General features: G+C 62.5%; 16 protein-coding genes and 1 pseudogene. 7 read left to right on the forward strand and 10 right to left on the reverse strand.

Features of this window, described 5'->3' with window-relative positions:
• Nucleotides 1-96 precede the first annotated feature (96 nt).
• On the forward strand, nt 97-327 hold the full coding sequence (locus tag TSO221_RS34825) for a hypothetical protein (protein ID WP_146208690.1): 231 nt from the start codon (nt 97-99) through the stop codon (nt 325-327).
• Nucleotides 324-521: a hypothetical protein gene (locus tag TSO221_RS03230; RefSeq protein ID WP_109117044.1), complete on the forward strand. Its 198-nt coding sequence runs from the start codon at nt 324-326 to the stop codon at nt 519-521. Before TSO221_RS34825 ends, TSO221_RS03230 begins: the two co-directional genes overlap by 4 nt.
• Before the next feature lie 594 nt (nt 522-1,115).
• Here TSO221_RS03230 and TSO221_RS36260 read toward each other — a convergent pair.
• From TSO221_RS36260 to TSO221_RS03255, 4 genes are all read right to left on the reverse strand, one after another.
• Nucleotides 1,116-1,313 (reverse strand): hypothetical protein, encoded by a 198-nt coding sequence (locus tag TSO221_RS36260; RefSeq protein WP_247877899.1) that lies wholly within the window; start codon nt 1,311-1,313, stop codon nt 1,116-1,118.
• Nucleotides 1,314-1,583: 270 nt separating this feature from the next.
• Entirely contained in the window at nt 1,584-1,940 is a 357-nt protein-coding gene (locus TSO221_RS35870; protein WP_109117045.1) for a hypothetical protein, read from the reverse strand.
• The gene (locus TSO221_RS03250) at nt 1,925-2,467 is read right to left on the reverse strand and encodes a type II toxin-antitoxin system antitoxin SocA domain-containing protein (RefSeq protein ID WP_109117046.1); all 543 of its coding nucleotides are present in this window, start codon (nt 2,465-2,467) and stop codon (nt 1,925-1,927) included. The genes TSO221_RS35870 and TSO221_RS03250 overlap by 16 nt, the downstream gene beginning before the upstream one ends.
• 56 nt (nt 2,468-2,523) lie before the next feature.
• Nucleotides 2,524-3,414, reverse strand: coding sequence for an IS1 family transposase (locus TSO221_RS03255; RefSeq protein WP_199229372.1), 891 nt, complete (start codon nt 3,412-3,414; stop codon nt 2,524-2,526).
• 190 nt (nt 3,415-3,604) lie between these two features.
• On the opposite strand from TSO221_RS03255, the gene TSO221_RS34830 reads away from it, so the two are divergent.
• From TSO221_RS34830 to TSO221_RS34835, 3 genes are all read left to right on the forward strand, one after another.
• Nucleotides 3,605-5,146, forward strand: coding sequence for an AAA family ATPase (locus tag TSO221_RS34830; protein WP_158283981.1), 1,542 nt, complete (start codon nt 3,605-3,607; stop codon nt 5,144-5,146).
• A 917-nt stretch (nt 5,147-6,063) separates the two neighbouring features.
• Nucleotides 6,064-9,099, forward strand: a complete 3,036-nt coding sequence (locus TSO221_RS03275) for an AAA family ATPase (protein WP_109117049.1) — start codon at nt 6,064-6,066, stop codon at nt 9,097-9,099.
• 8 nt (nt 9,100-9,107) lie between these two features.
• Nucleotides 9,108-10,685 carry a hypothetical protein gene (locus TSO221_RS34835; protein ID WP_146208692.1) on the forward strand — a complete coding sequence of 526 codons (1,578 nt, stop codon included), beginning with the start codon at nt 9,108-9,110 and terminating at the stop codon, nt 10,683-10,685.
• A 111-nt stretch (nt 10,686-10,796) separates the two neighbouring features.
• Here TSO221_RS34835 and TSO221_RS03285 read toward each other — a convergent pair whose 3' ends face one another.
• Genes TSO221_RS03285 through TSO221_RS03305 form a run of 5 tightly spaced genes read right to left on the reverse strand, consistent with a single transcriptional unit; the run spans nt 10,797 to nt 18,280 of the window.
• Nucleotides 10,797-12,305: an ATP-binding protein gene (locus tag TSO221_RS03285; RefSeq protein ID WP_109117051.1), complete on the reverse strand. Its 1,509-nt coding sequence runs from the start codon at nt 12,303-12,305 to the stop codon at nt 10,797-10,799.
• Nucleotides 12,302-13,882, reverse strand: a complete 1,581-nt coding sequence (locus TSO221_RS03290; RefSeq protein ID WP_109117076.1) for a radical SAM protein — start codon at nt 13,880-13,882, stop codon at nt 12,302-12,304. The genes TSO221_RS03285 and TSO221_RS03290 overlap by 4 nt, the downstream gene beginning before the upstream one ends.
• A 51-nt stretch (nt 13,883-13,933) precedes the next feature.
• A complete protein-coding gene (locus TSO221_RS03295) occupies nt 13,934-15,484 on the reverse strand; it encodes an ATP-binding protein (RefSeq protein ID WP_109117052.1) in 1,551 nt (516 codons plus the stop codon).
• 7 nt (nt 15,485-15,491) lie between these two features.
• The gene (locus TSO221_RS03300; RefSeq protein WP_146208693.1) at nt 15,492-17,153 is read right to left on the reverse strand and encodes an ATP-binding protein; all 1,662 of its coding nucleotides are present in this window, start codon (nt 17,151-17,153) and stop codon (nt 15,492-15,494) included.
• On the reverse strand, nt 17,153-18,280 hold the full coding sequence (locus TSO221_RS03305; RefSeq protein WP_146208694.1) for a hypothetical protein: 1,128 nt from the start codon (nt 18,278-18,280) through the stop codon (nt 17,153-17,155). Before TSO221_RS03305 ends, TSO221_RS03300 begins: the two co-directional genes overlap by 1 nt.
• A gap of 356 nt (nt 18,281-18,636) precedes the next feature.
• Between TSO221_RS03305 and TSO221_RS03310 the strand changes: the two are divergent.
• Nucleotides 18,637-18,972, forward strand: a pseudogene (locus tag TSO221_RS03310) (transposase); the annotation flags it as partial.
• Nucleotides 18,973-19,849: 877 nt separating this feature from the next.
• Complete coding sequence (locus TSO221_RS03315) at nt 19,850-20,131, forward strand: transposase (protein ID WP_109117055.1); 282 nt, start codon at nt 19,850-19,852, stop codon at nt 20,129-20,131.
• Nucleotides 20,132-20,434: 303 nt separating this feature from the next.
• Here the strand turns inward: TSO221_RS03315 and TSO221_RS03320 are convergent, their stop codons facing one another.
• A complete protein-coding gene (locus tag TSO221_RS03320; RefSeq protein WP_109117056.1) occupies nt 20,435-22,414 on the reverse strand; it encodes a RiPP maturation radical SAM C-methyltransferase in 1,980 nt (659 codons plus the stop codon).
• Nucleotides 22,415-22,424 lie beyond the last annotated feature (10 nt).

Raw genomic sequence — 22,424 nt, forward strand, 5'->3', positions numbered from 1 at the left:
CGAGACAACGCTGCGGTGGGCTTATTACTATAAGAGCAGTATCAACCATTTTCAGTCGGTCTTCGCCTTGTAGAGACGGCTTTGGGAGATACCAGAATGGCCAGTGAACAGAAGCAATCCAAAGCTAAGGAAATTCTGGCGCGCTCCGGCGTCGGCAATCCCCCGCGTGACGACGACATGCTGCATGCTGAGGCTCCACCTGAGGCGGGAACAGAGCCGCAGTCGCTGGTAGACATGCTGCGTCAGAACGTTCCGGAGGCCGACTTCGACTTCGAGCCGCCTCGGCTCGGTGATATAGTGACTGACACATCGGAGGAGCCAGAATGACCAACGAGAAGCGGAAGCCTGCTGGCGCGTTGGGCGTGAAGAACATCGCTGACAACTTTGACGCTCCTGATGCCGCCATCGTCGCCCTCTTCGAAGGCGAGGCGGAGTTCCCGAAGGGGCTGAGCACACAGGATGGAGAGACCCTCAGTACGACGGCGGCAGCCCCTCCGAAGGATGGCGAAGCCATTCGATAAGCGGAACGCAATCGATGGTGCAGAACGGGGCACCGGATTTGAGAACATTGATCATGGGCTGACTGGGCGCAACGGCCCCGACGCACTATGTTGCGACCATTGTCGTACACGAGCCCTGGTCATGCAGCGTCGTCGCAGCGAGGAGGCCTTGGCTTTCCGCTAGGTAGTCACCTAGCGGAGAAAGGCCATGTTCAGAATTCGCCGTGTGCCGGTCCCTGGCACTGGCAAGCCGCGTCTTGGGCGTCTCGTCGGCCAGATGCGGCGCTATCCACGAACGCTTGCAGAGCTGCGCTGGTCCGCAGCAGCCGAGGTAAACGATGACAGTGTGCGGATCTCCGGGCGACTACGCCGGCCGCCTACGGCATGGGATGACCAATGGCGATCCGATCGCGGGCATCGAAACTGGAAGCGACAGCGCCGACATCAGTGGAGGGGGTGATGAGCAAGGTACGCATCCGCTGAGCGCCGCCTTGGCAAGGTAGAGTGCGGCGTCCGAGGTTTGCGGGGCGCGTCATCGCGCGGACGCAAACGAGTGGCAAACGTCATGGCTTACCAGCGTGTCGAGGTTCTGACGGGGACGGAGCGGCGGCGGAACTACACGCCGGCGGAGAGGGTGCGGACGGTCGAGGAGGCGTTCCGGCCCGGCGTGGTGGTGACGGAGGCGGCCCGCCGGTTCGGCGTGCACGAGAGCCTGCTGTATCGTTGGCGGCGGTTGATGACGGCCTCCGGCACCGCCGTGGCCGAACCGTCCACCTTTGTCGCGGTGACCATCACGCCGGAACCGGTCGCCACCGAACCGCCAGCGCCGGAACCTCCTGGATCATTGCCGCCTCCGGTGATGCCGGCCGCGCGCCCTGCGGCGATCCTCGAGGTCATCCTGCCCGGCGGGCGCGACTGCGCCTGGAAGGGCCGGTCGATCCGGCCTTGGCGGCGGCCGTCGTCGGCGCCCTGGCATGATCCCGGTGCCGAGCGGCGTGCGGGGCTGGCTGGCCAGCGGCCACACCGACATGCGCAAGGGCTGGGCGAGCCTGGCGCTCCAGGTTCAGGAACGGCGGTAGTGTCTCAGTTTGAATTTCCGGTAGCCTGCCTAGCGCGCTTGATGTTTCTCGCGACGCCGACCGCCACGTCAATGTCGCGAAACCACAAGCCGTCGATGTAAGCGATAGCGTCCTCGAACCGGAGGAAGACGGCGATCTCGCTGAACGTATGCAGCGGTTCGTTTGGGCCAGCTTTCTGTCGCGGCTTGTACTTGGCTACCGTGCGCTCTCCAGAGCGCCCCTCGATGGCGTTGTCATATGCCGATACGATTGCGTTCAGAAACCCCTTGAGTTGAGGGTATGCATCCTCAATCTCCCTCATCTGACGCTCGAAAGGGTCAGACGCGCGGACAGCGAAACGAAGCCTTATGCCGTCGCCCATTCCGGAAATTCTTCTTTGTCGTAAAATGTAATTGCGTGTCCGGCCGGCTTAACAGCTTCAAGCCATTTAGACTTAAACCAGTCCGCAATAAGCTCAATATCAATAGGCTCCTCCGAGTTCTCTCCTCTCGGAATGCCTTTTTCGTTCCTCACAATAGCCCAGGGGGTTCCCGGTAGATGCGTCAACCCCACCAATGTTGGGGCGTCGAACTTGGAGAACACGTCATAGACGAGCCGTATCATTCCGAGAACGGACTCGGACAGAGTCGATCCCAGTCTGGTGTCAATAACCGCCGGGCTCACAGGCCCATCGCCGAACCGCTTGAGGCGCCGATAAACGCTGGGAAGGGCCGGCCCGAACTTCCATGCTTGGAAATTCTCATCAAAAAGCGGGGCGTCCACCAATGCCAAGTGCAGCCCCTCCAGAAAATACAGCATCTTCTGGATTTCCAACGGCGTTAGCGGCTTATGGGCCTCAATGCCCAAGCCGATAAAGCAGTCAGTGGCTTCACGAACAGCGTCGCTCATAAGGCGAAGAATCGCACTTTCGGGGGGAAGAGGCAACCGCAAACGGGGCGAAGCCGTTAAGCTACCGCCTCCTTCTCCCGCTTCTTGTACGGCCCGCGCTTCTTCGGCGGCTCCGCCCGTGCATCGATGGCGATGGCGATATCCTCCATGCTCCACAGCCGATCCGTGACGCCGGCCGCCATGGCGGGGGACACTTTCAGGCTCTTATGGATGCGGGTGAAGTTGTAGAACATGAAGTAGAGCGCCAGCGCGTGGATGTGGTTGTCCCGCTTCTTGGAGAAGGCGTTGGTGAGGCGGGTGAACCGGCGCATGCTCATCCGCATCGTGAGGTTCTGGCGTTCCACGTAGGACGTGGAAACGTGCTTCAGGTCGGGGTTGCCCTCGACCTTCTGTTTGCGGATGCCGGTGCACTCCGCCGGGCTGTAGCGACCCTTGTGAGCCTCCGGAATGTCGCCGGAGAGCTTGATGAGTTGGGCGAAGTCCACATCCCCGCCGAAAGCCCCTTCCACCGCCTCCAAGTACGCCTTGTGCCCATCGGTGGTGAGCTGCACTCGGTTCGCCAGCCGGCCGCACAGGTCGTCCATGAGCGCGATGGGGGACTGGCCGGAGCGGTCGCCCACGAAGTAGGAGACGATCATCTTCGTGTCGGCATCCAGCGCCGTCCAGGCCCACACGTCGACGGCATCCTCGCCAGCGGCCTTGGCCTTTTCGACGTTCTTCTCCTTGGCGTAGCAGAATGACCAAATCTCATCGCACTGGATGCGGCTGGCGCGCACGTTGCGCACCAGTTCGTCATGCAGCGCGAGGCAGGTTTCCCCCGCGTCTACCAGCAGCTTGGTCACGGTGTTGATCGACACGTCCGTCACGCGGGAGATCGACCGCATGGACGATCCCTCGCACAGCATGGAAAGGATCTGGACGCGCTTGGCGAGAGGAAGCTTGTTCATGGCTGTAGTGTAGGTGGTCAGCACTCCTCTGCCAAGCAAAAAGTTCATTTTCACGGCAGTGCCACGGGGTTACTGCCGGTCTCCTATTGAATTAGCACCACCACTATCGTATGGATAGGCGGAAATCGGCGGCACGCGGCGCGCTCGGTGGCGGTGTTTGGCGGCAGCCGGAATGACGGAGAGCCGGGCAGTGAGCAACAGTCGCGAAATGAGAAGGCTTGCGGCAAAGTGGCAGCAACGTACTGGCTGGCCGCAGTTCCTCGAGTCGCTTGAGATTACTGGGCTGCGTGGGTGGGACGGGCAGAGGGTTCCATTTGAATTTCCGATTGTCGCTCTAGTGGGCGAAAATGGAACAGGAAAAAGCACTGTTCTACAGTGCGCAGCGGCTTCGTACCGGCCGACCAACAACGCACCTCCAGAACGGGAATCTTGGTTTGCCTCTGACTTCTTCCCAAAAACAGTTTGGGAAGACCCCCGTGGCGCCAAGATAGTTTCCACGGTGCGGCAGGGCAAAGAGACGAAACCCTATGATGTCCGCCTTCCAGGTGAGCGCTGGAGAGGCAACCCAGAGCGGCCCCAGCGTAATGTTAGTTACATCGATTTGCGTCGCATTCAGCCAATTTCCGCGAGGATTGGCTATAGCAAACTCGCTAAAGAAGCGAGGCTTGAGAAATCCGCACAACATTTTGATAAGGACCGACTTGCCCGCTTTAGCCAGATCATGGGCTGGCCATACGAAAGCGCAAGAATTGCTGTGACCGATGCTTCCGAAGATAGAAAGGTGCCCGTGTTCGGTCAGCAAGGGGTAATTTATTCAGGGTACAATTCAGGCAGCGGACAAACAACAATCGCAGAATTTTTGCAGGTTGATCCTGAGCAATATGGCCTAGTGCTAATTGATGAAATTGAGACATCATTGCACCCAAGGGCTCAGCGTCGCCTTATCCGCGACCTTGCTGCGCTTTGCAAGGAGAGAGAGCTTCAAATAATACTTTCAACGCATTCCCCTTATGTATTGGCGGAACTACCGCTAGAAGCCCGCCTTTACCTAATGCAGGGGCATCGTGGGAAGCACATTATGGCGGGCGTAAGCCCAGAGTTCGCTATGTCCAGAATGGATGAGTATCCCAATCCTGAATGTGACCTATATGTGGAGGACGACCGCGCACGCACAATGCTGCGTGAAATAATCGTCTGTCACAGCAAAGGACTGGTTGAGCGCTGCTTGATTACAACGTACGGAGCCGCGAGCGTTGGGCGCAATCTAGGAATTATGGCATTCCAGAAGCGCTTTCCTCGCCCCACTGGAGTGTTTTTGGATGGCGATCAGTCCGAATCTCCTGGGTGCAGCCTACTTCCTGGCGGCGACGCACCGGAGCAGGTTGTGTTTGAAGACCTGAAGCGTAAGAATTGGGGGAGTGTAGCTGATCGAGTTGGCCGGCAGTTCTCAGATGTCGCTGATGCGTGCTCGCAGGTTATGTCGCTAACGGATCATCACGAATGGGTATCCGCTGCTGCATCACGACTGACATTGTCGGGAGACGATCTTTGGCGCCCAATGTGCGCAGAATGGGCGCGGCTATGTTTCGGCGGCATGGACGCCACAAGGTTTATTCAGTCGATATCTGACCTGATGCTAGCAACGCCTACCTCTATTTCTTCTCCCATCGTGCGCTTGCCGCTTTTTGAGCAATCTCGCGACGCGTTTGAGGATCAAGAGCAGATGATCTAGCCGCCGCCCCTTTTTTGCCTGCCTCACGCTTGACCGAGTCGGCGCCGTCCGTAGATTGGGTGCTCTCCTCAATCTCTCCGGTAGCAATCTTCGCCACCATGATGGCGGCGCCGATCACGTCGCCAGGGCGCTTCTGGCCTTGGGGTCCTTTAGGCATCGTACCTATCCGTCTTCGTGGGCCACTTCTCGGCGCGGCGCAGCTCTGCCTCAATGTGCGCGTCTGCGTCGCGCCCCTTTGCAAGCTCCCGGTCGCGCCACGCAAGGTCTGCTTGCGTCAGCAGGTGGAGCCACGGAGGGTCGGGCGGGAAATCGGACATCGGCAGGGCTTCCCTGTGCTATACTTTCCGCTAAGCATATAGCACCGGAGGCGGCGGGGCGACACCCGGTCAAGCCACGTCAAAATTCAAACTGAGACACTACCCGCGGTAACGCGGGATGTCCGCTTCGGGTTAGGATAGTGTTGAAAAACTCTCTGGCGAGTGTTTCGCAGCCGTTTCTACGCAATAATGCGCTGTTCTGCCGGCCTTCAAAGCGATATCACTGCGCAATACAGTCAAAATAAGACGGAAAATTTCTCGCTCTGCTGGGTCCGGGAGTTTTTCAACACTATCGGTTAGCAGGTCGGGATAGAACTTGGTGTCATGGACATTCGCGGCGGTTCAGATGCTGCTCAAATGTGGAAATCGCGACTGATCCCTCGTCGGCCAAGGATCCAACCCGTTTGATCGCGCCGGCGGGGACGTCCCGTCCACGTTCTGACTAACGTCGCGCCGCCTTCCGTCAACGATCCGATTGCCAGCATCGCGCGAACACGCCATTGTCGCAAAGAAATGTCGAAGGCGATTAGCGGGCGCCCGCCCGCGTTCGCCGAACCCTTTCTCCGCGCCTCGCCAAATAATCGAAGGTTTGACTAGCGCATGTCCGAAACCGAAACAGCGTTCAGGTTCCTACTACAAAATGGTACGCAGCCGTTTCGGCCTTCGACGTGCTTCATCGTCGCCGACCCGAAAGTGATGGATCGCAAGATCTGGAGCCTCGAACTGGATCGCCCTAAGGACGCCGAATGGTTCTTCCAGATCGATGACATCAAAGATTGGATGCTTCACAGCGCGGAACCCGTGCGGAAGATGTACTATGACAGGAGAGATCCGCGCACTCCTTTCCGGGAATTGGATCGCGACGAGGTATTTCGCGAATATTTGCGGAAGATTCTCGACAAGCTGCCCGTCGAATATCGGCAGCGCCGCAAATATGCGCTGATGCCGTCCATCGGCGACGACAAGACGCGTACCCGTTATAGAGATGCGCTCGAAGCGGCGTTGCCGGACGTCACGATCATCCCGGAACCCGAGATGGTGGCGGAGTATTTCCGACTTCTGAAGCGCACGCTGAAACTCGAGAGCGGCGCGAACAACGTCATCTTGGTGATCGACGTGGGCGCGTCGACAGCGAACATGACGTTGGTCGTCAGTCGACGGGATCAGGCCATTGTCGACGTCGACACAACAGGTGCCCAACGCGACCAGCGCATCCGTGCGCTCAGGGGCGACAGCGTCGATCATGCCGGGCGGTGGGTCGACAAGCAACTTGCACAGGCACTGGGCGTCCTAGAACCACGCGCGGACAAGGACCTCGAGAGTCGTGATCGCGTTCTCAGAGCGATCGAGAGGGCGAAGGTCAGCGCGAGTCAGACCGGAAAAGATGCGCCCGTTGAAATCTCTCCGGGCGACGCATCTATGGTCATCACCCAGAAGATGCTGCGGTCCGTCTCCAAGACCCTCGCCGGGTCCCTTGGGCAACTGTTCCAGAGGTTATGCGAGCGACTGTACAACAACCATACAAATACCGACTACGCGCGAAGGATAAGCAAAGCCCGCTTAAGCGAGCGTGAGGTAAACGGCCCAGGTGACGCTTACCGTCTCATCGACTTCATCCTTCTTGCCGGAGGAACGAGTCTACTCCCTGAATTTGAGGAAGCGATACTTTCTGCGTTCTTTCCCGATCGCCATCGGCCGAAGGTGCTTCGCGTCGGCACGTCCTTTGCAATCGCCGCCGCAGCCGGCGGTCTTGCTCACAGGCTCCACAACTATGCCCCACCCCGGCTCCGGGACTCAGACGAACAGGGTGGCGCCGTCGTCAAGCCAGCCTTGGAATCGACACTGCCGTACCCGTTGCTCATCGGCATCAAGCAAACAGCGGAGTCTGAGGAGCAGTTTACTATCCTAGATCCCAACGATCCGTTTATCGATGACGGCGGAATGAGGCCCATCGAAGGCCTTCCCCCGCTGGCGGCAGGATCGCGTCCGAAGATGCGGTTGGTGCCCGGCGGAGCGGCTGGCGTGGAGGCACGCAAAGGGCGCAACTTCAAGGCGCTGGAAGTCCTACAATCTCCAGGCAAGATGAGTGTCCATTGGGATCCAGTCCGGCAGCGGGCGACCGTTCATTCCGATCAGGTGCGCGATACGAAATCTACGCTCTGGATCGACGCAGCCCCACACCGCAAACGTGAAGAAGCGGCATTAAATCCATTCGATGGCGATCTTAAGCCCAGTACGTTGGCGGTCGATCAGGCGGAGGATGTAGTTCTCGACCTCGGCATGTCCAAGATCGTCGCCCTGACCGCGGATCGCGGCTGGGTCTCGGCTGAGGAACTCGAACGCGTCGTGAAGGACGGGCTTGATGAAGAGCAACTGATCCCGGCTGATAATCAGCCGAAGGAAGCTCCTATCATCGTCGAGGTAGGTAGCCAAGGGTTGCAGGACGATCGCTCGGAGCCATGGTCCGACCTGGAAACGACCGATCGACCATCGATCTCACACGGCGCAGTCGAGGAAGAGCGAGCGGTTGATGTTGAAAAAGGCGATCAGGATGGTGACGTCCCAGACGAAGAATCGTCAGTTGGACCGGAGCGACCGGCAAGCACCGCACCCGCCGGAGGACCAGATCCAAGACAGGATCGTGGCTCGGACTGGGGCACGCGGATTCCGGATGCGCAATTTTCATACGCCCTGGAGAAGCTCCGCGACTCGCTGAAATCGGCCGCTCCGCATCAGCGTTTCGACGACATCATCGTCGTGCTTCTCGCACTCGCGGTGCGCCCGATCGTGCTCCTCGCGGGCCCGCCTGGTTGCGGAAAGTCGACCCTCGTCCGGACGATTGCACGGATCCTTGGTATGGAGTCCGGCAAGACGTTCCACGAGGTTGCCGTCCAGGCGCATTGGGAAAATGACAGCCCGCTCTTCGCCGAAAAGGGACTGCTGTTTCGTCTTCTAGAAGATCAAAGCCAGTCACACATCGTTTTGTTTGACGAATTCAACCTAACACGTCCGGAATACTATTTGTCACGCATGTTTTACGCCTTGGATGGCGGTAGAGGCGCGATGACCCCGGACACAAGGATCGCGCCATGCCGCGTCCTCGGGACGATGAACATCGATGATTCTTCGCGGCCACCTTCGCCGAAGGTGATCGACCGGTGTTTCCTTCTCGAACTTGAACAAGTGGATTGGGATGCCGAGAGCCCCGTCGGGCTGCCCGACTTCGGTTCGATCCAGCCACTTTCGGGGCTTCCGGTCGCGACGGTCGATGGTGCGACTACTGATCCACGGATCAACGAGGTGTTACAAGCCCTGCACAAAGCTGTTTTCGAGCACGATTTGAGACATGACCTCCTTCCATCCCGACGAGCGCTCTCGGATATCAGGGCCCTTCTTGGTCTCCATCATCGATTGGATCTCAAAGGCAAGGATCTTCTCAGCCGAGACGATCTGGTCGATCGGGTTCTGGCAAGCCGTGTCCTCGTCAAGTTGTCCGGTGCCTTTGATCAGGTTCAGCCCGCTCTGGATGCTCTGGATAAAGCCGTAGACGGAATGGAAGAACTGCGACGAACCCGCCGTCGCCTCAAGCTGGCACGGCAACAGTCCCGTCTCGGATTTGTGTCTCCATGGCAGTAGTGGGCTCCATGATCGAAGCTGTACGCGTCATGGGCGAGGACGGCGAGTACGTTCAGTACGCGTGGAAGTCGACCTCGTGGTACGGTATCCGCGACGATCGTCCGTACCTCGACATTCTAGTCAGGGGATACGGTGCTCAATCGGGGGATAAGACTACTAAGCTCGAAAAGCTCACCGACCCCGCGCCGGAGGGGGCAAGCTGGCAGCGCTGGAATTTTGAGCAGGAGATAGCACGCGATCGCCGCTTTGGCGAAATCTCGCTGTCCCTCAAAGTCCCCGAAGACGCCGTATTACGATGCTACATCGTTCCGACGGCGTTGCTCAACTATCGTGACGTCATCGCCATGATCGAGGACATCGAGTCTGAACTCGGCGTGAACGCCACCTGGGACGTAATCGACCAGCGCCCTGATCGAGCGTGGAGCCGTAGAGGCAACAGCGGCGGACATATGGCTGTCCAGGAACTCGTCAAACACGTCAAAGACGAACTGCAATTCGCGGATTCGATCCGTCGAGATCCCTTCTCCGAGTTAGGGCCCCGGTCGAGACGCGATATCCCGCTGCCGGAGAATGCGATCGTCTCCCATTGGGCAGCCAAGAGGCACGACATGCTCCGGCGGTCGGGCGACGAGGTCGCTGAGGAGCTGCAACTTTTGAAGGAGAGAGTCGGGAGGAACAATCCGGACGGTAGGTTGCCGGAGCTTCATAAATCTACTGAGCGGTTAGGCGGACTGTTGCGCGAGATCGCTGGGCTGAAGGGAATGCTGTCCCGTCTTTGCAGAGACGGCGAACTGCAAACCGGTATATATCTAGGTCCGATATTCCAGCGAGACCATCGTCTGCGTCATCTACTACGTGCGTTCGCACCCCGCCTTTCAGAAGCTATTTCGACGGTGGAGTCGGCCAGATCGCACTATCCTCCTATCTATCTGAATAGATTGTGGGAGCTTTGGGGGGCGGTCTGGCTCGCGAAGGAGTTCAGACGATGGGGCTTCGCCGGTTCCTGCTTCCTCAACCCGGTAAACAAATTGCATTCGTGTTCATGGAGATTGCAGCGGGACGATGTCGTTCTCGAGTTGGACTACGAAGCTCACCCTACGTTCATAGACTACACCAATATTCCTCCCGTTCATCAGCGCGGAATGCCGGTGCTGGAATGGGCAGCCATGCATCAGAAATTCGACAAGGACCGACCGTATTTCGGATCGGAGGAGAAATGTTCTCCGGACTATCTAATCAGGATCACGACGCCAGCGGGGCGGTTTCTAATGATCGGTGATGCATGTCTTGCCAGCCCGCAACATCATGCGGTGAAGAGGCCCCAAGATGCGAAGGCCCATACCGTAGAAAAATACAGGCGCACCGTCGGGTGGGTTACGCAAGGCGAGGTGATCAGATGTCATCCGATGGGGGGCTTCGTCTTGTTTCCTCCACCCTCAGAGTCTTGGGCTTATCTCCACCATATCCAAGGAGTAGAGGATTGCACGCTCCTCTCTCCAAGCCCGCTTGGAGACAAGGCAGCGAGCGAAAGATTGGCCAACCTGCTGGTTGCGATTTCGCCCGACGTGGTGATGCGTCCGACGTGAATGCCGAGACGGCGCTGCCGTCGGTCCAACATGCAGCTCTCGACAGGCACCCACACGTATGTGGACGGCCTCGGTGTGGTTAGACCGGGGGGTGGGTACGGGACGCCGGGGCTACAAGATCTTGAGCATCATCCTGTCGACGAGGGCCTTGGCCGCGACCCGGTTCGCCGCGCACTCGTAGACGAGTTCGAACAGGTGCTCGTACATGGCGCGCTTCTCCACCGGAAGCCGCGCCATCGGGCTCTCGGCTGGGCTCCGGTCCGCGAGCGTGTCCAACTCTCCGCGGAGTTCCTCGACCTTCGGCCGGAGCCTCGCCTCCGCCTCGGCGGCCAAGTCCTCCATGGCTGCGATCTTGGCCATGGGGGCGATGGAACGCTCCACCTCGGCCACCATGGCGTTGCGCGCCGCCTCGCCCAGCGTCCCCTGGGCGAGGATGGCCAGCTTCTCCCGGGCCACGGTCTCGTGGAACTCGAACTCGCGGAGCCACTTCCGCTTGGCCGACGACGTGCGGCACCGCTTGGCGATGTCGCGTCCGACGGGCGACAGATGGTTCCGCAGGTTGCGAAGGTGGACCGACTCCTCGTAGTTGTCGCGGCGCCCGTTGGGCAGGATCCGCGGGTCGAGGACATGGACCTCGCCCACCGTCCAGCTGTTGAACCGCGGTTCCGGGAACAGGTCCTCGGCAAGGTTATGGCCGCCGACCTGGATGTCGCCGGACCTGAACCTCAGCCCCTTCACCAGCGCCGCGCTCGGGATGGCTCCCCGGTAGCCGTGGTGGAGCAGCCAGCCTACGGCGGCCACGCCGCCGTCCTGTCCCGGCAGCTCCTTGAACTCGACGTCGGTGAAGGCGTCGGGCTTCCCGTCGTCGGCCTCAAAGGCGTCGCGGTGGGGACGGACGAGCGGCTCGCCGCCGTTGACCCGGATCTCGATGGCCCCGGGGGCGGTGTGCCGCCGCAGGAACGCGTCTATCTTGGCCCCGAGTGTGAACTCGGGCGAGAACGGCACCGGGGACACCTGCGACAGGTACTCCGACACGGTGCCGGCGTCCAGGATGGCGTCGTTCCGATGCCGGATGATGCCGCCCATCTCGACCTCGAAGAAGCGGTCCGGATACCGCGCAGGGTCCGCGGCCTCGCCCAGGTCCACGATATCGGCGACGAACTGCGGCAGTCCGGCGGCGTACTCGGCCGACCGGAGCAGTGACTTGAGTTTGGCGCAGTCCCACCGGATCTCCCGCACCGGCTCGCCTGCGGCGGCCCGCGAGCGGAACGTCAGCTCCCGGCAGTAGGCAAGCCCGGCTAGGCGGCCCACGCCCCGGAAGCCGCGCGCGCCGGTGCCGCGCTTGGGGCTAGCGCCGATGGCCGTCATGCGGGCCGCGAACGTGTCCGCGGGAACACCGGCCCCCGTGTCCCTGATCCTGACGGTGCGCGCGCCCGGGTCGATGGTGACCGCGACCTGGGGCTCCGCCGGGTCAGGCGGCAGTCCCGCCTCCACAGAGGCCGCCAGGGCGTCGGCGGCGTTCTGGACGTACTCCCGGTAGACGGTGAGCGGGTCCACGTACATCGCGGAACTGAGGAGCTCCAAGATGTCCTTGCCGACCACGACGTCGGTGCCGTTCATGCTGCGGCCATCTCCAGGTCGTCGTCGAGCCCGGCGTCCTCGACCATCTCTTCCGCCGGCACGGGCGGCGCGGCCTTGGCCTGCCTGAGTTCCCTCGACTTGCGGTCGCAATCCTCCTTGCTCATCGGCACGTAGTAGGGAAGGATCCGGCGCAGGGCCGGGTTAGCGGTCATGGCGCCCAGCCCGGCAATGCCGCTCGGCGGGCAGGAGGAGAGCAGGCCCAGCAGCTCGGCCCGGTCCTCCGGCGTCAGGCGGCGCGCCTCGGCCGCGAACTCGTCGCGCACCGCCTGGCCGCCACCCGACTCGAACCAGTCCCTGAAGAAGATGTAGTCGTGCGGCATGAACAGGATCTCTTCGAACTCCGCGGCCGTGGACCCGAAGGCCCTGGCGAAGAACTCCGGGTTGCCGCTCACGATGCCGTGGGTGGCCTGTAGGATGGTCTGCACTGAGCGGAGCTGGTAGCGCGTCCACCTCTCGCCCACGTGATTGCGGTCGGTCCGGTCGACGGGCTGGTAGCGCATCGGGAACGACCAAATGCGTATGCCGAGCTCCTCGTTGAGCCGCACGTTCAGGTGCATGCGCGCGAACAGGTCGGCCGGGCTGTCGTGGAAATTGAACAGCATGTAGTTGGAGAGGTCCTTCATGCCGAACTCGTGCGCGATGCGGACCGATTTTTCGTACGGCTTCCGCAGGCCCATGTGGTCGAAGGCGATCCGCAACGGGGACAGGCAGATGGTCGACAGCTCCTTGAGATACATCGGGTCGCCGGCGAGGATGCGGGCGTCGACCCCCTGGTTGAAGTCCACCCGCCGGAGCGACCCGACGCGCTCATGCTCGCGCTTGAGCTTCTCGCCCGGGGTGAAGCCCAGGTCGCGGATCTCCGCGATGATGTCCCGAAAGCGGGCCGACGCGGTGATGTTGTTGTCCATCAGGACCAAGTCACGTTTCGGCCCGTAGATCTTGTCCACGGCGGACACCAGAGACGTGAGGGACGTGGCGTCCCGTTGCGGCCCCTCGAGGACAGGCACGCCGCAGAAGTGGCATTTCCGGATGCAGCCGCGGCTCGCGTAGCCGAAATAGGCGTCCCGGACAGGGTAGCGGTACTTCACCTGCTCCAAGATGCCGTAGTCCGGCACGAGGTCCTCGATCGGCGTGCCGGCCCGGTCGTCGGAGTAGAGCTCCTCCGCGAAGTCGTCCAACTGCAGCGAGACGGCCGGGGCCTTGTCGAGGAGGCCCTTGATGAAGCGGATGCCGTGCCAGCGCCGCTCCGACTTGAAGCGGTCGTGCGCGAGGGAGGCCGCGATGCCGCCGACGAAAACCTTTTCCCGCTGGCCGTTGGCCGCCTTGACCGCGAAGTCGATGGCGTGGGCGGTCCGGTCGAACTCGAACGAGAACAGGGTGGCCACATAGACGCGGTCCCAGCCCATCGAGAGGACTGACTTGTCCTCCCCCTTGATGAAGCGGACGTTGTCGTTCTTGCCGCGCGGCCCATGGTACTGGGCGATCTTCATCAGCCCGAGCGGGGGATACTTGTTCCGGTAGCCCGGCTCGATGAGAAGAATGTTGCGTCCCGTCACCACCGCCCCCGTGTCCACGCCGCGGATCTGTCGCCAGTGTCCATCGGCCCGTCAACCCTTCCTGGCCCGCTTGGCCTTGAGCTTCCTGTTCACTTCCTGCGCGGCCTTTGTCGCCAAGTCACCGCCGCAGACCTTGTGCACGACGTCCATGACCAGCCTCAAGATTTTTCGCTCGTCGCGGTTCAGGGAGCTCTCGTCGATCAGCGACCGGGGCCCCTCCATCAGCTTCGCGCGGCGGGCGGCGCCCTCCTCCTTCTTGCGGCGCAGGGACTCGGCCTCCTCCGCCGTCCGCTCGGCCGTCATGGCCTTGTCGATCCGCTCCTCCTGCTCGCGGAGCCTGTCGATGGCCTGGGCGCGGAGGGCGTCGGTGGCGAACCCTTGGGCGGCCTCCCTGTCCACGGCTTCGAACACCATGTCGGCATCCCGCTCCACCAGGTCGGCCCCCCGCCGGCGCTCGTCCACGTTCTGGTAAACGCGCTTCACAAGCGGGCGTGCCCAGTCGATGAGCGTCCTCTCCGCCTCGCGCCACGCCTCGTTGTCCTCGAAGAAGTCGCGGCGCGAATTCGGGATGATGTCGGTGTCCAGGATGTGGACTTCCCCCGAATAGTACCCGTTCATCCGGAAGTAGGACTTCTGCACCTTCTCGAAGACGCGCGAGAACGTCCTGTGGTCGCCGATCAGGATGTTGTTCGACCGGAGCCGGATGCCGCGCACGTCTTCGGACGTGATCACGCCCTTGAGGTCGCGCGCCGTGGACAGCCAAGCGATCCAGCGTGGGGGATCGGACGGGTCGACGCAGGTTTCGATGCCCACGATGTCGACCCGGTTGCCGATTTTGTTCCCGGCCTCATGGTAGGTCTTGTAGGGCTTCCTGACCGCCTCCTCCCGGCCGTTGGCGAGGAGGGTGAGGTTGATGGTCCGCCGAGCGCCGTGCTCCTCCAGGAAAGGGTTGATCTTCGAGTGGCCGTAGACGAACGACTGCATGTTGAACTCGACGGGAGCCACTTGGCGCAGGTAGGCGCGGACCTCCTCGACGTCCAGGAAGAGGCATGCCCGGGGGTTCACGCCGACCAGCTTGACCTCGAAGAACGGCATGCCGGGCTTGCGGTCGACAAGGCGGTGCGTGGTCATCCGGCCCAGCAGTGCGGCCGCGGTCTCGTTCTCGGCTGTGCGCGACGTGGCCGAGATGCTCCTCCGGATGCCCGCGGCATCGAACACCAGCTCCGTGGCCTGCGCCTCGTCCTTGTAGGCGGTGGAGAAGACGAGCTTTTCGCAGTAGGCCAAGCCGGCCAGGCGACCGATGCCGCGGAATCCGGCGTCGTCGCCGACCCTCTTCTTCGAGGCCCCGATGCTCAGCAGCGTCGTCCGCGCCTCGGCGGCCGGGATGCCGAGGCCGTTGTCCCGGATCGCCACCTCCCGCTTCTCGGTGTCGATGCTGACCACCACCTCCCCGAAGTTGGGCTTCAGGATCTCGGCGCGTTCGGCCCGTCGGATGGCGTCGTAGGAGTTCTGAACGTACTCTCGGAGCGCGTCGAGCCCGTCCGGGTACATGCCTGTCGTGAGGACGTCCAGGATGCGAGAGCCAATGACGATGTCGTCCATGGCGCCCTCACTTCCCGCCCTTGGGCTGCGCGTAGGCCGGGCGCGGGAAGTTCACCTTCACAGTGGCCGACGTGAAGACGGGATGCTGGATCATCAGGGTGCCTTGCGGCAGGCGGGTGAGGGACGCCTGCTGGGTCTGGTTGAGCATCCGATATTCCGACGCCTTCTTGATCTCCACGGCGGACGTCCGGCCAAACACATTGGTCGCGCAGTTGCCGATGACACGGTCATGCACGCCGGAACGGAACTGCTCCGCACCGAACAGGACGATGCCGAGCGAGCGGCCGCGCTCGGTGATCTCCAGCAGGGTGTCGGTCAGGGAGCCGCCGCCCTGCTTGGGGGCGTATTTGTTCAGCTCGTCGGCGAAGATAACGACCCGGCCGATGTCGTGCTGGTCGTCCTGCTGCTCCTCGGAGCCGCCCAGCTTGGCCGCGATGATCTGCTCCAGGATATCGCCCACGACCAGGGTCTGGAGGTAGTCGGGCAGCGGCTCGATGTCGATGACCACGACCTTGCCCGGCCCCAGGTGCTTGAGGACCTCGGCGGTCGGGCACTGGCGGCGCTCCTTCGGGCGGCTGCCCGCCACTTCAGTGAAGATGTCGTTCTTCGTGCGCGTCCTGAGCAGGCGGTAGAACTTCCGCCAGGACTGCACCGTGATGGCCCCGGGTTTTGGGCCGCTCCCCTTGGCCGCGGCCTTCGTCTTCTCCGACAGCAGCTCCCGCAGGGTGCTCCAGTTCCCCACATCCTTGTCCTCGGCGACCTCGGCCGCACAGTCCTCCATCGTCCGGGTGCCGTCGTCGATGTCGGTCAGCAGGAGGGACAGCTTCTGCTTCCCGTAGGCGACCGGGTAGATGTAGTGGTGGCAGGTGCCGGCCGCGAGCTGCCGCTTGTGGACGTCGCGCGGCACCTTGGAGGCGTTGTAGGCCAGGGACTCGCTGTCGGCGTAAGGGTAGAAGTAGGAGACGTTCCCGAATGGCTTGGGCTCCAGCCCGCACTTGCGCCAGTTCGCCTGGTCGGCCTCGGACAGGTCCTCGGGCTTGGCCGGCTCGTCCAGGGAAAGGAGATCGAACCCCTTGACGTTGAAGATGACGAGGGAGACGTCGTCCGGGCGGCGCTGCTGCAGGGCGCTGCACAGGAACATGGCGTAGCTGGTCTTGGTCGCCAGGCCGGAGATGCCGGCGATGTTGAGGTGGGCGCCTTCCGGCCCGATCAGGTAGTTGCCCTCGAAATCGACGACGACCTCCTGGCCGTTCGACATCCGGAACCAGCCCGCCGGCACCGGATGCCGCAGGCTGAGCAGCCCCAATGCCTTGCGGATGCCGTCGGAGTCGGCCCATTCGACCGGGGCGCCGTTGCGGATCGGCATCTCCAGGTCCTGGTCGTTGTACAGGATCTCGGCGTCGGCCACCGTGGTGCCGATCCGCTCGTTGCGCGGCTCCGCCGCCACGTCGCCGAAGTCGGACGACACCCAGTCGGAAAGGTATCCGGCGCTGTCGGTGAGGTACCGAAGCTCGGTGATGATGGCGTAGGTGTGGCTTCCCTTGATGTGCCGGATCATGACGACGTCAAAAGGCTTCAGCACCATGTCCTTTTCGACCCAGAACTGGACACTATTCGTGGTCGATGGGTTCTTCTCGGTCGCGACGACCCGGCCGATAATCTCAGGCATTAAAGCAGTCCCTTGAAGTATACGTCTGAGAGGAACCCCGATTTGAGGTAGCTTTCCGTCAAGTGGATCGGGTAGAGGTGGTTAGCCCAGCGGTTGTCGGAGCCATAGGGGGTGACATTGCGCTCGGACAGGATCAGGGCAGACAGGTGATCGACCCTGTCGCCGTTTAGTCCGTCGTCGGTTTCGCTTCCGTTGGCCAGCACCTCGACCTTGACAACCCCCGCCAATGGGCTGCTCATCTTCTGCCGCGGCCGAATTCGCAGATACCAGACACCCAAGATCTTGGCGTACGCGTCGTCCCCCGCCTTGAACACGGGTGTTCGCTGGCCGAACTCCAACTCCTGGAGGATCGTCCCAAGGTGCTTCCCGCCCTTCATTCCGGCGACGGGTTGGCTTGGCGTGAACGACTTGCTGACCCCGACCATGTTGCCAAGCTGGCCGATGGGGAACTTGTTCCGGTCGAGCACTTCCTTCCTGAACTGCAGGCTCCCGTCGATAACGAGCATGGCGTCGTCCCGTAGATCGCGGTTTGCCATCATGCTGGCGACGGCGCCCAGCTCAAGGTCATGCATCAGGTCCAGAATCCGCTTCGTCCCCTTGTTGATGTAGTCCTCGCTGGCATTCCCGCCTGACGATCCCGCCTCGTAGTCGGCGATCTGGAACTGCACCTTCATGCTCGTGGACAAGGCGTCCCGCATGGCCTGCTGGTCTGGCCCGTCGATGGTGTTCGGCAACACCAGGATATTCTCGTACCGGACGTACTGGCGCATGGGCGACAGCGAACCGTCTTCGCATCGCTTGAGGACGGCGACTCCGACTTGGCCAGCAAGGACTGGAAAGTATCGGCCGTCTGTGAGGATGATGTCAGAAAACCTGAATACCCGTCGTGAACCATCCATGAAGTATGTGAGGATGCTCGGGGTCTTCTCATCGACTCCCGTTGTCGGCACCGTGCGGATAGTCCTGTTCTCGGGACTCTCAAACAGCTTTCCTCGAATGCGCTGGTCGCTCTCGCTGTATTCCGAATACGGGTCTTCGTCGAGATTACGCTTTTCGTGGACTAGGCACTTGAAGCCAGATCCATCGAAAACATCCCTCATAACGTCGCTAATGGTCTTCAGAGGCATGGGATATCGGCCGCAAGCCATAGCTGTGCAAACACTAAAAAATGAGTGCGAAATTTAGACGCTATTCCGCGGAACGATCAAGCGCCGCGTGAAGTGAGACGGCGATTTTCGGATAACGCCTGTGGCGGTCACCGCCCGCTGTCGTGGTGGTCGCGCAAGATTCCGCCTTTCCAGCTTACCCGATATGGCGGCTCGGAAAGTAACCAAACGCTGGCCCTAGGCTACCCATAGCCTTTCTCATGCATAATCGGAGGGAACTCAAAGGTCCGCTCCTGGCGGATAGTGTTGAAAAAGTCGGTATTGCCCGTGGTCTGAAGTGCTGATTCAATTCTCCCTGGCAGGAGGAGGACGCAGCGATGATGGGCGAGCGGACGGTGATGCAGGAGGCGCTGTTCTATGAGTTCAGCCTCGAACGCCATGTCCCGTCGGACCACCTGCTTCGCTCGATCGACCGCTTCGTCGACCTGTCCGGCCTCCGTGCGCATCTGCAGCCGTTCTACAGCGCGATTGGGCGCCCCTCGATCGATCCGGAGCTGATGATCCGGATGCTGCTTATCGGCTACTGCTGCGGCATCCGCTCGGAGCGCCGGCTGTGCGAGGAGGTGCATCTGAACCTCGCCTACCGCTGGTTCTGCCGGCTCGGCCTGGAGGGCGACGTTCCGGACCACTCGACCTTTTCCAAGAACCGTCACCTCAAACGCATTCTGGGGCTCGACCGCCCGCGACGAGTTCCACCTCGCCGTCGCCCAGAACCTCCGCAAGCTCGCCAAGCTCATCCCCATGCCGGAGCTCAGGCCGGCGTGAGGGGGCCGGTGCCTGCTGTTCTGTCCTCGCGATCGGCAGAGCGGTACTCGATCAGCGCCCGACTTTTTCAACACTATTGGCGCAAGGCGGACGGTCTCACCCTTTGGGAAGGAGCGACAAATTCAAGCAGCCTTCGGCAAACCCGGAGCTCAGCACCGGATGGATATGCACAACAAGAAGAATTGTGCTTCGATTTTGAATCTACCTTCCGTTGAACATATGATGCCGGAAGCGGCGGGGCGGCTGGTCCTGAACCGAAAATTTGCTCCAGTTGGCAGGCGACTTTTCGGGCGCGTTTCCATCCCGTGAGGAGGAGAGCGCCATGCGGAAACGGTACACGGAGGAGCAGGTCAGGTTACTTTGTCGCGGCCTGGGCTTGTAGACGGGCGAATCTATCTTGTTTATAGGCGATATTCATGGATCCATCTCGGGAATGACCAATATTTGCTCCCATCTATATTATGCACGACGGCGAGGCCGTTGGGCTGTCGCTCTCATCTATGTCCGAAACCGACATTTGCTTGGGCATTTTCGTTTAAGCGATGTTTGTAGCCCACGCTTTCCCCCACATTCCGATGCGGTTTGTGGCGTGCGTCGGCGCACTCTAGCGGACTCATGTATAGCCCGACCACGTCATGGACCCGCTCGGCGAACTGCGGATCGCGGGGGAGCTTGAGCGACCCGATGCTCCTCTGCCGTCGTGGCGCGTGCCATCCAGCCGCCGCGCGGCCCGCCTACTGACGAGTGACCCAACCATGCTGAGCCGTGCCGACCGCCGTTTCATCGACACCGTGCGGGCGGTTGCGCCAGACCTCCGTGAGGTGGCGGACCTCATCAACGACTTCGGAAAACTCCTCCGCGACAGCGCTGCGCAGCTTCGCCCAAGGTCTGGCCGCCGATCTCGACGCGCTGCAAGCCGCTCTCCAGGAGCCCTGGAGCAATGGTCCGGTCGAGGGGCAGATCAATCGCCTGAAGCTGATCAAGCGCCAGATGTTCGGCCGCGCCAAGTTCGATCTGCTCCGTCAGCGCGTCTTGTGCACCGCCTGACGACTACGGCGCCAGCCGTTACTACGGCCCTCGCCACTTCAGCACCGGATGTGCGGATGAACCAAAGTTGCACGCCGAAACACAGAGAAGGGCCGTTTTGTCTGGCCCAGCCCGGCCACTGAGCAGGTTCGGCTCTCTTCGAGGGACGCTGCCCGAAGTTGCGGCAGCAAGCTTGAAATCCGCGAGCGCAATCAGTCGCTAAGCCGTGATGCCTCTTCCAGTCGAAGTCGTGCGGTGGTAACCCCAGTCAAGCGAAGACGGCCGACATGACGCCGGCGGGATTACGCATCAGGTCTTCGAACTTCATGAAGTAGAGGCGGTTCTGTTAGCGTTTGAGCCGCCCCATCCTGGTGCGCTCAGGCCGACGGGAAGAGCAGCGATGCGGGCGGCGGGCGGCGGCGGCACGGCGGCCGGGATGGCCAGTGCCAGCACCTCCCCGCGCTCGCGCAGCACGAGGCGCCGCCCATCCAGGGCGTCGAGCGCGGCCTCCGCCTCGGCGGCGGAGACCGGCCGGCCCTGCGTCTCTTCCAGCCGGCGGCGCACCGCTTCCGTCGAGCGGATGTCGTCGCAGAACCGCGCCAGATCGGCCAGCGACCGGTCGAGGCGCAGCCATTCCGCGGCGGCGGCCGGCCGCCGGTCCCACACCATGAGCCCGTCGCCGTCGGCGAAGGCGAGCAGGGCGCCGCGCCCATCCGGCCGCATCCATGCCTCGACGGCGGCGAGCGCGGGCGCGCAATGGTCGAGGGTACGGCCGTCGGCGAAGTCGAACTCGTAATGGTAGGCGCGCTCCGCCAGTGCCCGGTCGTCTAGGCCGGGGTGCAGGCAGCGGTAGACCGGGTGCGGCCGCACGTTGGCGACGCCGTAGCGCTCGGGCCCGGTGAACAGCGGGCTGTGACGGGCCAGCCGCACGCGGTAGCTGTTGCGCGGCGGCGTCAGGTGGGTGATCGCGGGGATCAGCGCCGCCATCCGCGCGTACTCCTCCCGCGGTTCGCCGGGGAAACCATAGAGCAGGTTCCACAGCGGCTGGATGCGCAGCTCCTGACACCATTTCAGCAGCCGCACGTTCTGCAGCATGGTGCAGCCCTTGCGCATGTGGCGCAGGAGCGGTGTGCTCAGGCTCTCGATGCCCGGCTGCAGCAGCCTGACGTTGGCCCTGGCCAGCGCCTCGACCTGGGCGCGGCCGAGGTTGGATTTGGTTTCGTAGTAGATCGGGATGCGGATGCCGGCCTCGGCCAGCGCCGGCACCACGCTGTCCAAATAGCCGACGTCGATGATCTGGTCGACCGCGCGCAGCAGCGTTACCCCGCGTTCGGCGTAGCGGCGCGCCAGATGCTGGATCTCGTCGACGGCGCGGGCCGGCGACTTGCTGCGGAACGCCAGGCTCGACCCGTTGAGGCCGCAGAAGATGCAGTGGTTCTTCTGCCCCCACCAGCAGCCGCGGGCCGTCTCAAAGGTGAGCTGCGGCCGGATCGGGTGGGCGACGGTGGCGATCTGGTCGAAATAGTCGTCGAAGTCGGGCACGGCCGTGTCGTCCAGCGCGCCCGGCGGGGCGTTCCAGGCGGCGGGCGCGCGGACGGCGCCGGTCGCGGCCTCGCGCACGCTGACGCCGGGCTCGGCCGCCGGTTCCCGCCCCTCCAGGCAAGCGGACAGGTAACGCGGGAAGTTGTCCTCGGCCGGACCGGAGAACACGGCGTCGACGAACGGGAATTGGCGGAGCAGGGCGTGCCCGGCTTCGGCGTCGCAGTTGGGGCCGCCGAAGACGACGCGGGTCGCCGGCGCGCACTCCTTCACCCGCCGCGCCAAGGCCAGCGAGGCGGAATCCTGCTGGAACAGCGTGGTGAAGCCGACCACCGGATAAGCGGCCCAGTCGAACGCCGCGGCGCAGTCCTCCACGAAGACGGTGGCGGCCGCCTGGAGCGCGGCGACGCGGCGCTTCAGCCCGGCGTCGTCCGGGTCCAGACGGGCGGTACCGTCGGGGAAGTTGGCGCGCCAGAAGGCGTCGGTCTGCGCGGGCGTGGGCGGCCCCCACAGGGCGGCGCGGAAGATCCATTCGCCCAGCAGGAAACCCGCGCCCTGCGCGATCCGCTGGTACAGACGGTAGCCGGCGCGGTCGACGAAGCGCAGGCCGAGATAGGCCACCTCGGCGCGCCGCCCGGTGCGCTCGAGCGTCGCCTTGAGCAGCGACAGTCCGAGCGAGGGCAGGTGCGGCGCGCCGAAGGGCATGGACAGCAGCAGCGCGTCGGCCCGCCGCTCCCGCCCGGCTGGGACCGCGCCGGGAGGCACGGCCGGCCGG

Source organism: Azospirillum sp. TSO22-1 (genome assembly GCF_003116015.1).
Taxonomy (GTDB): Bacteria; Pseudomonadota; Alphaproteobacteria; order Azospirillales; family Azospirillaceae; genus Azospirillum.